Origin of the sequence: Hydrogenophaga electricum, assembly GCF_030160815.1 — a bacterium.
Lineage (GTDB): Bacteria > Pseudomonadota > Gammaproteobacteria > Burkholderiales > Burkholderiaceae_C > Hydrogenophaga > Hydrogenophaga electricum.
Genome location: NZ_BSPB01000001.1, coordinates 104,311 through 118,202, shown reverse-complemented (window position 1 = coordinate 118,202; position 13,892 = coordinate 104,311). Strand labels below are relative to the sequence as shown.

The 13,892-nt window shown below is 68.0% G+C and carries 10 protein-coding genes and 1 pseudogene; 3 read left to right on the top strand and 8 right to left on the bottom strand.

Features of this window, described 5'->3' with window-relative positions:
- Positions 1-67: 67 nt before the first annotated feature.
- Both QQK43_RS00545 and QQK43_RS00540 read right to left on the bottom strand, forming a co-directional pair.
- Entirely contained in the window at positions 68-1,042 is a 975-nt protein-coding gene (locus QQK43_RS00545) for a TAXI family TRAP transporter solute-binding subunit (protein ID WP_284306181.1), read from the bottom strand.
- A gap of 156 nt (positions 1,043-1,198) precedes the next feature.
- A complete protein-coding gene (locus tag QQK43_RS00540) occupies positions 1,199-2,539 on the bottom strand; it encodes an aspartate aminotransferase family protein (RefSeq protein ID WP_284306180.1) in 1,341 nt (446 codons plus the stop codon).
- A 156-nt stretch (positions 2,540-2,695) separates the two neighbouring features.
- Here QQK43_RS00540 and QQK43_RS00535 point away from each other — a divergent pair, with 156 nt between their 5' ends.
- The gene (locus tag QQK43_RS00535; protein ID WP_284306179.1) at positions 2,696-3,940 is read left to right on the top strand and encodes a D-amino acid dehydrogenase; all 1,245 of its coding nucleotides are present in this window, start codon (positions 2,696-2,698) and stop codon (positions 3,938-3,940) included.
- On the opposite strand, the gene QQK43_RS00530 is transcribed toward QQK43_RS00535, so the two are convergent.
- From QQK43_RS00530 to QQK43_RS00520, 3 genes are all read right to left on the bottom strand, one after another.
- Complete coding sequence (locus tag QQK43_RS00530; protein WP_284306178.1) at positions 3,924-4,838, bottom strand: LysR family transcriptional regulator; 915 nt, start codon at positions 4,836-4,838, stop codon at positions 3,924-3,926. The two genes, QQK43_RS00535 and QQK43_RS00530, sit on opposite strands and share 17 nt — an antisense overlap.
- Positions 4,839-5,005: 167 nt before the next feature.
- Positions 5,006-8,113, bottom strand: a complete 3,108-nt coding sequence (locus tag QQK43_RS00525) for an efflux RND transporter permease subunit (RefSeq protein WP_284306177.1) — start codon at positions 8,111-8,113, stop codon at positions 5,006-5,008.
- 56 nt (positions 8,114-8,169) lie between these two features.
- Positions 8,170-9,282 carry an efflux RND transporter periplasmic adaptor subunit gene (locus QQK43_RS00520; protein WP_284306176.1) on the bottom strand — a complete coding sequence of 371 codons (1,113 nt, stop codon included), beginning with the start codon at positions 9,280-9,282 and terminating at the stop codon, positions 8,170-8,172.
- A 140-nt stretch (positions 9,283-9,422) separates the two neighbouring features.
- On the opposite strand from QQK43_RS00520, the gene hpnC reads away from it, so the two are divergent.
- On the top strand, positions 9,423-10,337 hold the full coding sequence (hpnC, locus tag QQK43_RS00515) for a squalene synthase HpnC (protein WP_284306175.1): 915 nt from the start codon (positions 9,423-9,425) through the stop codon (positions 10,335-10,337).
- Between the two features lie 12 nt (positions 10,338-10,349).
- Here the strand turns inward: hpnC and QQK43_RS00510 are convergent, their stop codons facing one another.
- Entirely contained in the window at positions 10,350-11,990 is a 1,641-nt protein-coding gene (locus QQK43_RS00510; protein WP_284306174.1) for a sensor histidine kinase, read from the bottom strand.
- 242 nt (positions 11,991-12,232) lie between these two features.
- Between QQK43_RS00510 and QQK43_RS00505 the strand changes: the two genes are divergently transcribed.
- Positions 12,233-13,009 (top strand): Crp/Fnr family transcriptional regulator, encoded by a 777-nt coding sequence (locus QQK43_RS00505; protein WP_234265400.1) that lies wholly within the window; start codon positions 12,233-12,235, stop codon positions 13,007-13,009.
- Between the two features lie 85 nt (positions 13,010-13,094).
- Here the strand turns inward: QQK43_RS00505 and QQK43_RS00500 are convergent, their stop codons facing one another.
- A complete protein-coding gene (locus tag QQK43_RS00500) occupies positions 13,095-13,538 on the bottom strand; it encodes a hypothetical protein (RefSeq protein ID WP_284306173.1) in 444 nt (147 codons plus the stop codon).
- A gap of 61 nt (positions 13,539-13,599) precedes the next feature.
- Positions 13,600-13,869 (bottom strand): annotated as a pseudogene (locus tag QQK43_RS23435) (PAS domain-containing protein); the annotation flags it as partial.
- Between the last annotated feature and the right edge of the window lie 23 nt (positions 13,870-13,892).

Here is a 13,892-nt window from a genome sequence, read left to right as displayed (position 1 = left end):
GGGGTGTGCCATCAAAAAATGCCCCATGTCGACCAGCAACATGGGGCATTGACTCGCACAGAAGGGCTTACTTGACCCAGCCCTTTTCCTTGTAGTACTTGACCGCACCGGGGTGCAACGGTGCCGACAGGCCCGCCTTGATCATGTTTTCCGGCTGCAGGCCGGCAAAGGCCGGGTGCAGCTTCTTGAAGTCGTCGATGTTGTCAAACACGGCCTTGACGAACAGGTAGACCTCTTCTTCGGACTTCTTGGCCGAGGTGACCACGGTGGCCATCACCCCGTAGGTGTCGAGATCGGCGGCTTGCGAAGGGTAGGTCTTGGCCGGGATCTTGGCACTGGCGTAGAAGGCGTTGGCCGACACCAGCTTGTCCACGACGGGGCCGGTGATGTTCACCAGTTGCGCACCGCAGGTGGTCATCGGGTCCTGGATGTTGGCGCTGGGGTGGCCCACCACATAGAAGAACGCGTCGATCTTGTTGTCGCACAGAGCGGCGCCGTGTTCGTCGGCCTTGAGCTCGGAGACCGCGGCAAAGTCGCTGCCCTTCAGGCCGGCGGCAGCCAGCAGTTCGTCCACCGAAGAACGGGTGCCGGAGCCGGGGTTGCCGATGGCGACACGCTTGCCCTTGAGATCGGCCAGCGACTTGATACCGGCTTCCTTGCGGGCCACCAGCGTCAGCGGCTCGGGGTGCAGCGACAGCACGGCGCGCAGATCGCCCACGGGCTTGCCCTCGAAGGCCTTCAGGCCCTTGGCGGCATTGAACTGCGCATCGGACTGGGCCACGCCGAAGTCCAGGTCACCGGCATTGATGGTGTTGATGTTGGCGACCGAACCACCCGTGGATTCCACGGTGCAGCGGTAGCCGTGTTTGGAGCGGTCCTTGTTGACCAGACGGCAGATGGCACCACCCGCTGCGTAATAAACCCCTGTCACGCCGCCGGTACCGATGGTCATGAATTTCTGCTGTGCGTGGGCCGGCGCGACCGGCGCCATGAAGGCAGCAGCGGCGGCAACGGCGCTGAGGTAGGCGGTGATTTTTTTCATGGGAAACATCTCCTGCAGGGGGTCTGCTTGGTTGAACAATGTCGCTCCAGCTTGTGGCTGGCAGCGACGGACTTAAATAGTAAAGCAAGCTTCATGCAAGACGACCACCAATGACTGCGGGCATTCCCTAAAACGTCATGCCAAATCATCATGACGTCAGCGAATGCCCTTCATCACCTGGGCCAGAGCGCGCACGAGACGGTCCACGATGGCATCCAGTTCCTCAGGGCTGCTGATGAAAGGCGGCGCCAGCAGCACGTGGTCGCCGCAGCGCCCATCGACCGTTCCACCCATGGGGTAGATCATCAGGCCTTCGGCCATGGCCGCCGCCTTCAGGCGCGCATGCAGTTTGAGCGACGGATCGAACCACTGGCGCGTCGCCCGGTCCTGCACCAACTCAATGCCCCAGAACAAGCCCCGTCCGCGGATATCCCCGACATGGGGATGCTCACCCAGAACCGCTTGCAGGCGGGAGGCCAGGTAGGCGCCACGCTCGCGCACCTGGGCGAGCAGGCCATCGCGCTGAATGACGCGCTGCACCGCCAGCGCTGCGGCGCACGCCACCGCATGCCCCAGATAGGTGTGCCCGTGCTGGAACAGGCCGCTGCCCTGGCGCATGGCGTCGACGATACGTTCCTGCGCCAGCACCGCACCGATGGGCTGGTAGCCACCGCCCAGACCTTTGGCGACGGTGAGCAGGTCGGGCACCACGCCTTCCTGCTCGCAGGCATGCAGCGTGCCGGTGCGGCCCATGCCACACATGACTTCGTCTAGGATCAGCAAAATGCCATGCCGGTCGCAGAGTTCGCGCACGCCCTTGAAATAACCCGGCACCGGGGTGAGCACACCAGCGGTCGCGCCACCCACGGTTTCGGCCACGAAGGCCATCACCTTGTCGGGCCCCAGGCGTTCAATGGCTTCGGCCAGCTCCGCCACCAGCCGCTGCCCGTACTGTTCCGGGGTTTCGTCGGCATGCCGGTCCCGGTATTCGTAGCACGGCGCCACGTGGGTCACGTCGATCAGCAGGGGGCGGAATTGCGCCCGGCGCCATTCATTGCCACCTACAGCCAGGGCCCCCAGGGTGTTGCCGTGGTAGCTCTGCCGCCGCGCGATGAAATGCTCACGCTGCGGCTGACCGATTTCCACGAAGTACTGCCGCGCCATCTTGAGCGCCGACTCCACCGCCTCCGACCCCCCGCTGACGAAGTAGACGTGGCTCATGCCGGCCGGCGCCGTGGACACCAGTTGGTCGGCCAGTTGCTCTGCCACTTCGGTGGTGAAAAAGCTGGTGTGCGCGTAGGCCAGTTGATCGATCTGCGCATGCATCGCGGCCAGCACGTCCGGGTGCCCGTGGCCGAGGCAGGAAACCGCCGCGCCCCCTGACGCATCGATGTAGGCACGCCCCTCGGCATCGAACAGGTGCACCCCCTGCCCTTTCACGGCCAGAGGCGGACGCGTGGCGAGTTGACGGTGGAAGACGCGGGTATCGGGATTCATGGCAGGCCAACAAACAGAACAGACACAGCGCGGCAGTCTATGCACAGCCCTTGCCGGTCGGAAATGCCTTTTTCGGTCTTGTCCATAAATTTTGGTTATGGGCGACGGCGCGATCGGCATTTTTCCCGGCGGCCACGGCGGACTACATTCGCGGCCATGAACCGCTCTCCCCAATCTCCCGGTCATGCCCTCGTGGTGGGCGCCGGCATCATCGGCCTGACCACCGCCTGGCGCCTGCAACGCGATGGCTGGCGCGTGACCGTGGTCGACCGCCAGCACCCGGGCGCTGGTGCCAGTGGCGGCAACGGCGCCCAGCTGAGCTATTCGTACGTGCAACCCCTGGCCGATCCGTCGATCTGGCGCCAGTTGCCCAAGCTCCTGCTGGCCGCTGATTCGCCCCTGAAGTTCCGCCTGCAGGCCGACCCGCACCAGTGGGCCTGGGGCCTGCGTTTCCTCGCTGCCTGCCGCGGCTCGGTGTCGCGCGACACCACGGCACGGCTGCTGGCTTTGGCGGCCGCCAGCCGCCTGGCTTTCGACGACTTGCGCGAGGCCGAGCAACTGGACTGCGACTTCTCCAGCACCGGCAAGCTCGTGCTCTACCCCGATGCCGCCAGCTTCGATGCGGCACGTCGCCAGCTCGACCTGCAGCGCGCCCTGGGCGGCCAGCCGCAGACCGCTCTCACGCCGGCGCAGTGCCAGGACGTGGAACCCGCGCTGGCCCACTACGCGCCCCGCATTGCCGGCGGGGTCCACACCCCCAGCGAGTGCGCAGCCGACTGCCTGAAGGTCTGTCTGGCCCTGTACCAGCGCTTGGCCGACCGCGGCGTGCGCTTCGAGCTGGGCCGCACCGTGACGGGCTGGGTTCGTGAAGGCACTCGCATCATCGCGGTGCGAACCGACGCGGGAGACCTGCAGGCCGACCAGTTTGTGCTGGCAGCCGGCACCGCGTCCGCAGGGCTGGGCCGCGCGCTGGGTCTGGGTGTGCCGGTCTATCCGCTCAAGGGCTACAGCATCACCTTGCCCGTGCCGGAAGCCCCCGGTCAGGCGCCACAAGTCAGCGTCACCGACATCGCCCGCAAGGTGGTGTTCGCCCGGCTGGGTGCCCGCCTGCGCGTGGCCGGCATGGCCGAGCTGGTGGGCGACGACACGCGCGTGCTGCCCGAGCGCATCGCCTCATTGGCCGCGACCACAGGCGACGTCTTCCCGCAACTGGCCCAGGCCAGCGATCTCGGTGCCTGGAGCGGCCTGCGTCCCGCCACCCCCACGGGCTGGCCCCTGATCGGCCGCGCGGCCGGTGCTCCCGCCAACCTGCTGCTCAACACCGGGCACGGTGCGCTGGGCTTCACCCTCGCGATGGGCAGCGCCGAGCGCGTGGCACAGGCGCTCAATTCACCGGACTGACCCCCACGGCCTGCAAGGCCTGCTGCATGCAGCGGGTGAAGAAACGCACGGTCTGCGAATGCGGCCGTGCCAGCGGCCGCAACACGTGCACCGGCACATCGATCTGGGGCTCCAGCCGCAACACATCCACCCGCGCCGGATCGGCCGACGCGGCGGTGCAGGCTTCGACCAGGGCCACGCCCACCCCGTGATGCGCCAGGGCCAGGGCCACGTGGTAGGTCTGCACCGTCATCACCACGTTCAGGCCTGTTTCGCTGTCGCGCACGGCGTGGGCCAACAGCATGCCCAGCGGGTCCTGGCTGTCCAGCGAAAGCACAGGCACACCGGCCAGTTGGTTCAGGCCCACCTGCCCGGAGCGCACCACGCGCGCCGGCAGCATGCCTTTGGGGGCAACACAGACCATGTACCGCGCGCCCAGTTGTTCGTGCGTCAGTGCCGGGTGCGGCAGGGTGCTGAACACGTAGCCGACATCGGCTTCCTGCAGCACCAGCGCCGAAACGATCTGGGGCGAATGCAGGGCCTGGTGGTGCACCACCAGCGAAGGGTGCTTCTGGCGGAACAGGCGCATGGCGCGCGGCATGACCTCGTAGCTCAGCCCGAGCACGGTGAGCACGCGCAACTCGCTCTGGCTGCGGCCGGCGCGCAGATTGGCCGATAGGCGCTGCACCTCGTCGAGCTGCGTGAACAGCCGCTCGACGTGCGGGTACAGGGTCTGCGCCTCGACCGTGGGCCGCAACCGCCCACCCACGCGCTGGAACAGCGGAAAACCCAGTTGCAACTCGGCATGCTGCAGCGTGCGGCTCACGGCCGGTTGGGTGACATTGATCATGCGCGCCGCAGCACTCACGCTGCCCGTGAGCATGACGGCATTGAAGACCTCGATGTGGCGCAGGCGCATGGGGTTGATTGTGCGCGAGCGGCCTGCGGCTGACGACACGCGCCAAAAGAAGTGCCCTGGTCCAGCAGCACCCGCGAGACCGGCTGCGCCGAGCCACAGGGTGCGTCCCCCCTCGAAGCGCCGCTGGCGCGCCACGGAGGGGGAAGCCGCGCCAGCGGCGCAGGGAGCTACCGCTTCACCCGGAACCAGGCCGCGTACATCGCCGGCAGGGCCAGCAGGGTCAGCACCGTCGCCACGATGAGCCCGCCCATGATGGCCACCGCCATCGGCCCCCAGAACACGCTGCGCGAGAGCGGAATCATGGCCAGCACCGCTGCGGCGGCGGTCAGCACGATGGGCCGCATGCGGCGCACGGCCGCGTCGACGATGGCATCCCAGGCCGGCACGCCGCGCGCACGGTCCTGCTCGATCTGGTCGATCAGGATCACCGAATTGCGCTGGATCATGCCCATCAGCGCGATCACGCCCAGCAGCGCCACGAAGCCAAACGGCCGGTCCAGCGCCAGCAGTGCGGCGGCCACCCCCGCCAGGCCCAGCGGGCCGGTGAGAAACACCAGCAGCGACCGGCTGAAGCTCTGCAACTGGATCATCAGCAGGGTGAACACGATGAACAGCATCAGCGGCACACCGGCCGCGATGGAGGCCGAGCCCTTGCTGCTCTCCTCCACCGCGCCGGCCACCTGGATGTGGTAGCCCGACAGCCCGCGCTCGATCCAGCCGGCCTCCAGCGCGCGCATCGTCGGCAGCAGCGCGTTGGTGACGGTCGCTCCCTGCACGCCGTCGACCAGATCGCCTTGCACGGTGATCGCGTAGTCGCGGTTCTCGCGCCAGATCACCCCCGGCTCCCAGCCGAACACCGGGCGGGCAATCTGCAGCAGCGGGATGGCCTGACCGCTGGCCGTGGGCAGGTAAGCATTGCCCAGGCTGGTGAGGGCGTCGCGCTCGTGCAGCGGCTGGCGCAGCACGATGTCGATCAGCTTGTCCCCTTCGCGGTACTGGCCGATGGTGGTGCCGCTCAGGATGGTCCGCGCAGCCTGCGCAATGGACTGGCTCGACACGCCCAGCGCGCGCGCCTTGTCCTGATCCACTTCCAGCCGCAGCGCCTTGACCGACTCGTTCCAGTTGTCGTTCACACCCCGGGTGTCGGGGTGCTCGCGCAATCGCGCCTTGACCTCGTCGGCCAACCCGCGCAGCACCGTCGGGTCGGTGCCCACCACACGGAACTGCACCGGGTAGGGCACGGGCGGTCCGTTGGGCAGCAGCTTCACCCGGCCGCGGACTTCGGGGAATTCGCTCGCCAGCAATGCGGGCAGACGGTGGCGCAGCCGCTCGCGGGTCTTCAGGTCGTGCGGCATGACGATGAGCTGCGACACATTGCTCTGCGGAAAGATCTGGTCCAGCGGCAGGTAAAAGCGCGGCACCCCCGAACCGACCCAGGCGCTGACCGCGGCGACGCCCTCTTCGGCCATCAGGCGCTGCTCCACGCGCCGCGTCACCGCGTCGTTGGCGGCCATGCTCGCGCCCTCGGGCAGCCACAGGTCCACCAGAATCTCCGGCCGGCTTGAATCCGGGAAGAACTGCTGCTGCACCTTGCCCATGCCGGCCAGGCCCAGCACGAAGGTGGCGATGGTCAGGCCGATGGTGATCCAGCGGTGCTGCACGCACCAGTTCACCAACGCGCGGAAGCGCTCGTAGAACGGCCCGTCAAACACCTCTTCGGCATGGCCCACATGGGGCTTGACCTTGAGCAGCCGCACGCCCAGGTAGGGCACGAACAGCACGGCCACGAACCACGAAATGATGAGCGCCACCACCGTCACGCCGAAGATGGCGAAGGTGTATTCACCCACCGTGGACTTGGCCATGCCGATCGGCAGGAAGCCCGCCGCCGTGATCAGCGTGCCGGTGAGCATGGGCATGGCGGTGGCGTCCCAGGTGAAAGTCGCGGCACGCACCATGTCGTAACCCTCTTCGAGTTTGCGCACCATCATCTCGACCGCGATGATCGCGTCGTCCACCAGCAAACCCAGGGCGATGATCAGCGAACCCAGCGAGATCTTGTGCAGCCCGATGCCCCAGTAGTGCATGGCCAGGAAGGTGATGGCCAGCACCAGGGGGATGGTGATGAACACCACCAGGCCCGGACGCACATCCAGCACGTAGCGGCCGATGCGCCAGCCTGCGGTGTGCGCGCCACCGTGGCGGTGCAGGCCCAGGCTGAGAAAGCTCACGCCCAGCACGATGACCACCGCTTCGATCAGCACCTTCACGAATTCGTTGACCGAGGTCGTCACCGCCGCGGGCTGGTCCTGCACCTGCACCAGCGCCATGCCCGCCGGCAGCGCGGCCTCGATGGCGCCGAGCCGTTCGCCCAGCGCCTCGCCCAGGGCAATGATGTCGCCCCCTTTGGCCATGGCGATGCCCAGCGCGATGGACGCCTCGCCGTTGTGGCGCACCAGGATGCTCGGCGGGTCCACATAAGCCTTGCGGATGTCGGCGATGTCACCGAGCCGGAACTGCGCCCCGCTGGCGCCGCGAATGGGCATGGCGCGCAGTTGCTCGACCGTGTCGAACGCCCCGCCCACGCGCACCTGCACCACGTCGTCGGGCGCCTGCACGGCACCGGCCGACTCCACCGCGTTCTGCTGCCCCAGCGCGGTCAGCACCTGATTCAGGTCCAGCCCCATCAGCGCCAACCGCTTGTGGGAAATTTCGACGAACAGCTTCTCGTCCTGCACCCCGAACAGTTCGACCTTGGCCACGTCCCGCACGCGCAGCAGTTGCTGGCGCACGTCGTCGGCCACGGCCTTGAGTTCGGCCGGTGAATACCCCGGCCCCTGCAGCGCGTAGATCACGCCGTAGACGTCGCCAAACTCGTCGTTGAAGAAGGGCCCGACCACCCCCTGGGGCAGGGTGGCGCGCATGTCGCCCACCTTCTTGCGCACCGTGTACCAGATCTGAGGCACCTCGGCCGCTGGCGACGAGTCCTTGAGCTGGAACAGGATGAGCGCCTCGCCCGGCTTGGCATAGCTGCGGATCTTGTCGGCATAGGGCACCTCCTGCAGCGTCTTCTCGATGCGGTCGGCCACCTGCTCCGCCACCTGCTGCGCGGTGGCCCCGGGCCAGTAAACCCGCACCACCATGGCCCGAAAGGTGAAGGGCGGGTCTTCATCCTGCCCAAGCTGGAAGTAGGCCGCCACGCCCAGCAGCATGAGCACGATCATGAGGTAGCGCGTGAAAGCCGGATGGTCCAGCGCCCACTGCGACAGGTTCATGCGCGAAATCCAGTGGCCGGAGCTCCCGGCAGGGGTCGGGTTCTGCATGCCGGGCCTCACTGCTGGCGGTCCGCGTCGTGAAAGCGCGCGACCTTCTGGCCCGGCGCCAGGACATGCACCCCGGTCGCGACCACCGCTTCACCCGGGCGCAGGCCATCGGCGATCAACAAGGCATTGCCGTCCGCACCCGCAACCACCACGGGCCGCAACTGCACGGTGCTGGTGGCGGGATCAAAGACCCAGACGGTTGACGACGCCCCGCTGCCCTCGCCGCGCATCAGCGCGCTGGTGGGCAAGCGGATGGCCGCCGGTGCCTGGCCTTCCTGTGGGGCCAGGCGCACATAGGCCGTTGCGCCCAGGGGCACCTGGGCATCGGCCGGCAGGGCCAGCTTGACCGCGTAGGTGCGGGTGACCGGGTCGGCACTGGCCGCCACCTCGCGCACGGATGCCTGCCACGTCGCGGCCTCTGCAGCGGAGCCCGCCGCGCCCAGACGTACCTGCGCCTGCGCACCGGGCCGGACGCGCGCCACCACCCCCTCGGGCACAGCGAACACCACGTCGCGCGCGCCGTCGCGGGCCAACCGCACCACCGGGGCCCCGGCCGCCACCACCTGCCCCACCTCGGCATCCACACCGACCACCACCCCCGCCGCATCGGCGACGAGGCGGCTGTAGCCGGCCTGGTTGCCCTGCACCGCCGCCTGGGCACGCGCCTGGCGCCAGGCTGCTTCGGCCGCGTCGAGCTGGGCCTGACGGCGCTCCAGTTCGGCGCTGCTGATGAAGCCTTTGTCACGCAGTTCCTGGTAACGGCGGAAGTCGGCCGCAGCGAGGTCGCGCTGGGTCTGCGCGGCGCTCACCTGGGCCTGGGCCGCCTGGCTCGCCAGCGCCAGATCCTGCGGGTCCAGTTGTGCCAGCAGTTGCCCCGCCCGCACGGCCTGTCCCACCTCGGCCGGACGCTCCAGCAGCTTGCCGCCGACCCGGAAACCGAGCCGCGATTCCACACGGGCCCGCACCTCGCCCGCGAACTCCGGCGCCTGGTGCACGCCGTCCACGCCGACGGTCAGCAGCTTGACGGCCCGCACCGGTTCGGCGACGGGCTCGGGGCGACCGCAGGCCGCGAGCAGCAAAGCCGCCAGCAGGGTCATGGCATAAGAAGCAGGGGTTTTCATGTCTGTTCGATGGGGATGACGACAGAGGACGGAATCGGTGCGATCGAATCGCTAATGACTGACCGGTTAGTAAAATTGTAGATCAGATTGATCGGACATCCGCGCCGTTACATTCAGGGCTTTCCGCCCCGCCCAGCCCCATGAGCCCCGCCCCCACCCCGCCCCCCGCCAGCACCGATGCCGGGCTGGCGCCGCTGACCCGCGGTGTGGGGCATTACGAGAACTTCCCGGTCGCCTCGTGGCTGTGCCCGCCCGCACTGCGGCCCGCCGTGGTGGCGCTCTACCACTTCGCCCGCACCGCCGACGACCTGGCCGACGAAGGCAACTGGTCGGTGGCCGAGCGCTTGGCCCACCTCGCCGCCTACCGGCAGGCCCTGCAAACTTGCCTGGACGGCACACCCCTGCCCCCAGACACCGAAGCGGCCTGGCAGCGCGTTTTCGGGGCCCTGGCTCGGGCCCAAAAGCAGCACCGGTTTCCACCGCACTTGCTGCACGACCTGCTCAGTGCTTTCGAACAGGACGTGCGGTACACCGCGGCCGGTCACGCCTATACCGGCATGGACGAACTCCTGGCCTACTGCCACTGGTCGGCGCAGCCGGTCGGGCGCCTGCTGCTGCACCTCTATGGCATCGATGCGCCAGAAGCGCTTGCGCAGAGCGACGACATCTGCAGCGCCCTGCAACTGATCAACTTCTGGCAGGACATCAGCGTGGACCACCCACGCGGGCGCCACTACCTGCCCGCCGACCAGTTGGAGCGGCACGGCCTGACGCTGGCCGACTTCGGCGCAGAGGCCTCATCGGAACGCGCGGTGCGGCAGGCTGCGCTGGTCGCCGAACTCTGCGCCGATGCCCGCCAGCGGATACTGCGGGGAGCGCCCCTGGTGCACCGGATCCCCGGCCGAGCCGGCTGGGAACTGCGGCTGGTGGTTCAAGGCGGACTGCGCATCCTCGACCACCTGGCCGCGATCGGCCACCGCAGTTGGCAACACCGCGTGACCCTGGTCAAGGCCGATCTGCCGCGCCTCTTGTGGCGCGCATGGCGCATGGGCTGACGCCGCTGGCGCTCACATCACCGACGGTGGCGACACCGCGTCCACCTCCGGCACCGGCTCTCTGAGCGGCGGCTCGCTGGGCAGGTAGACAAAAAAGGTGGCGCCTTCGTTCACGCGGGCGTCGGCCCAGATCCGGCCGCCATGGCTTTGCACGATGCGCCGCACCAGCGCCAGACCGATGCCTTCTCCCCCGAATCGGGTGTCGCGATGCAGGCGCTGGAACATGCCGAACAGCTTGTCGGCATAGGCCGTGTCGAAGCCGATCCCGTTGTCGCGCACCGAAAACAGCCAGCCGTCCTCGTGCGGCTCGCAGGCGATCTCCACCACGCTCACCTCGCGGTGGCCCGAATACTTGAGCGCGTTGTCGAGCAAATTGGCCCAGACCTCGCGCAGCAGGATCGGATCGCAGAGCACCGTCGGCATCGATGCCTGCACCTGCCAGCGCACCTCGCGGCCAGCGGTGCCCCCACGCAACTCGGCCACCAGTTCGCCGACCAGTGCCCCCATATCCATCGGCGCCAGAGAGAGCCCCTCGCGCCCGAACCGTGCAAAAGACAGCAGCCCTTCGATCAGGCGCTGCATCTTGCCCGCGGCCTGGTTGATCTTGTCGGCATACAGCCGCACGCTGTCCGGGCAGGGGCCCGACTCCGCCAGCTCGTCCTGCAACAGGGTGGCAAACGACGACAGGTGCCGCAAAGGTGCCCGCAGGTCGTGCGACAGCGCATAGGAGAACTCGGCCAGCGCCTGGTTGGACGCTTCCAGCTTGCGCGTGCGTTCGGCCACCTGGCGGTTGAGCACCTCGTTCAGACGCCGACGCTCATCGAGGCGCGTGTGGTAGATGGTCACGTCCTGCACGGTCCAGGCCATCATGCTCCCGCAGAAACCCGGCGTCTGCCGGCCGCGGCACCGCACCCAGCGCCGCCCGCCGTGCACGCCCGTCACCCCGAATTCCACCTCCACCTCCTGCCCCGATGCGTCCCCCGCCGCCAGCGCCCTGCGCACGGCGACCTGGTCGTCCTCGTGCGCGTGCGCGAGCAGGTGCTCGAAGCCCCGTGGCTGCCCGTCCGGCTCCAGGCCCAGAATGCGAAAGACCTCGCCCGACCAGGCCGGCTGGCCATGCTGCGGATCGCATTCGATGCGGCCGAGCCGGGCCAGGCGCTGCGCCACCTTCAGCCGCTGCCCCAGCTCGAGTGCCTCACGCTCCAGGCGGCGGCGTTCGGTAACGTCGGTCTGGATCGACAGGTAGGCCTGCAGGTCTCCCCGGCTGTCGTACAGCGGTTCGATACTGAGGCTGACGATATAGGGTTCGCCGGACTTCTTGTAGTTGACAAGCTCCACACTGCCCACCGAATCGCGCTGATTCAGGCGCTGCGTGAGGCGGCTCAGCTCTTCGGCGTCGGTCTGTGGCCCGTGCAGCAGTTCGCGAGGCCGCCGCCCCATGGCCTCTTCCAGCGTCCAGCCGGTGACCCGGGTGTAAGTGGCGTTGACCCAGCGGATGCGGCGCTGGGCGTCGGTCACCACCACCATGTTGCTGCTGCCGTCGACCACTTTCTCCAGCATGAGCAGCCAGCCATACACGTCACCGGACACCCAGCCTGCTCCCAGCGCATCGCCTCCCCCGAGGTGCGCCTCCATCGGTTGTTCCGCATTCATTCCGTCACCGGCCATGGTTTGCCCTCAGAAATGCCATCTTGCCCGCACGTCTTTGCGCCACCGCAAGAAAACCGCGGTACGAATCGGTACTTATGAAGCCAATGTGATGAAGCGCGCATTTCATATGCATACATAACGTTACTTTCGGGAACATTTTCTCGCCTAATCCGCAGGCAGAACGGCCAACGGTCGTGACCCGGCGTCGTTGGAGAGGCGCCCCTTCGAGGAGCCCTTGCCACGCCATGCTGATGCCACCGCAACCGCCTCCCGGGCAAGCGCCCGCTGCCGATCAATTGGCCCGGTGCCAGCAATGCGCCACGCGCAGCCTGTGTCTGATGGGCTGGATCCGCCCGTCGCACGCGCAGTTGCTGGCGTCGGCGATTGCAGAGCAGCCGATCCAGAAAGGCGAAATCCTCCAGCGCCAGGGCGATGTGGCCGCCACCATCGCGATCATCAAACTGGGTACGGTGGTCGGCTCGCGCCGTGGCACGGACGGCAGCGAGCGGCCTGTGGCCCTGTTCAGCCGGGGACAGCTCATGGGGGCATACGGGCTGCTGGGTCAGCGCTGCCAGCTCAGCGCCCGTGCCCTGTCGCCAGGCCGTGTCTGCGAAGTCAGCATCGCCGACCTGTACCGGCTGGGCGTCATGGACCGCCAGTTCCTCGGGTGCGTCTACAGCATGATTTCCGCCGCCTTCGGGGTGCTGGCCGACTGGGCGCAGGTGGTGCGGGTCAAGGGCGTGCAATGGCAGGTGCTGCTGGCACTGCACCTGCTCGCGCGCGAACACGGCAACCCGGTGATCCGCCTTCCGAGCCACGTCGCACTGGCAGAACTGCTGTCCACCACGCGCGAGACGATAGCCCGCAGCCTGCAGCAACTGGAAAAACAGGGGCTCATCCACCGCATCGACCGGTGGCATTGCCAGGTGCTGCATCTGGATCCGCACAACGTCCCCTCGTCGGTCCTGCAAGAACTCGGTCAACTCGCCAAAACCCGCTACGGGGCCGACGGCGCATCCTGAACAAACACACCCATCGCATCGCGCAGCCGCCGCGCCTCGTCCTGCAACCCGTGCTCCAGCAACTGTCCCGCCTGACGCGCCTGCGTCACCCCCTGCCCCAGTCCACCCAGGTTGTCTTCGATGAGGCGCCGGATGTCGTGAGCCGCCTCCGCACAGCGCTGCGCGAGTCTGCGGACCTCGGCAGCCTCTCGGCCTCGCCCAGCAGGGCTCTGACCGGCGCCACCACCTGCCGCTGAAGCCAGCCCACACCCAGCAGTGCCGCGCCCAGCATCAGCAAGGCCCCGGCCCAGGCCGCGACACCGGACACCCCGTTCAGCACAGCACCGCCGAGCGCCACACCGATCACCGGCAGGTGCGCGCGCCAGGCCAGCGGCGGTCGACGGTGCCAGCTGCCACAGGCGCGCCAACCACTGCGCAGCACCAGTCCCTGGTGAAATTTCAGGCCCCGGGCCTGCCCTTGCCGGAAGCGGCGGTAGATCACCTCGGCCTCGCGGATCTCCTCCCAATCGGGCGCGGTGCGCACCGACATGTAACCCACCACGCCCGTCGCGCCGCACCGGCGTGGCGTTGGCCCGCACCCAGTAGTGGTCACCATCGGCGCGGCGGTTCTTGACCAGGGCCGACCAGGCATGGCCGGCGCACAGCGTGTGCCACATGTCGGCAAATGCCTCGCGAGGCATGTCGGGATGGCGCACGAGGTTGTGCGGCTGCCCCAGCAATGGCGACCGCGAAAACCCGCGGGCCTCCAGGAAAGCCTCGTTGGCGTAGGTGACCCGGCTGTCCAGATCGGTGGTCGACAACAAGGTCACACCGGGCTTGAGCGGGTATTCGTGGCCGCTGACCGGCTCGTTGATGCGCATTGCGGAGTCTCCAGAACAGGACG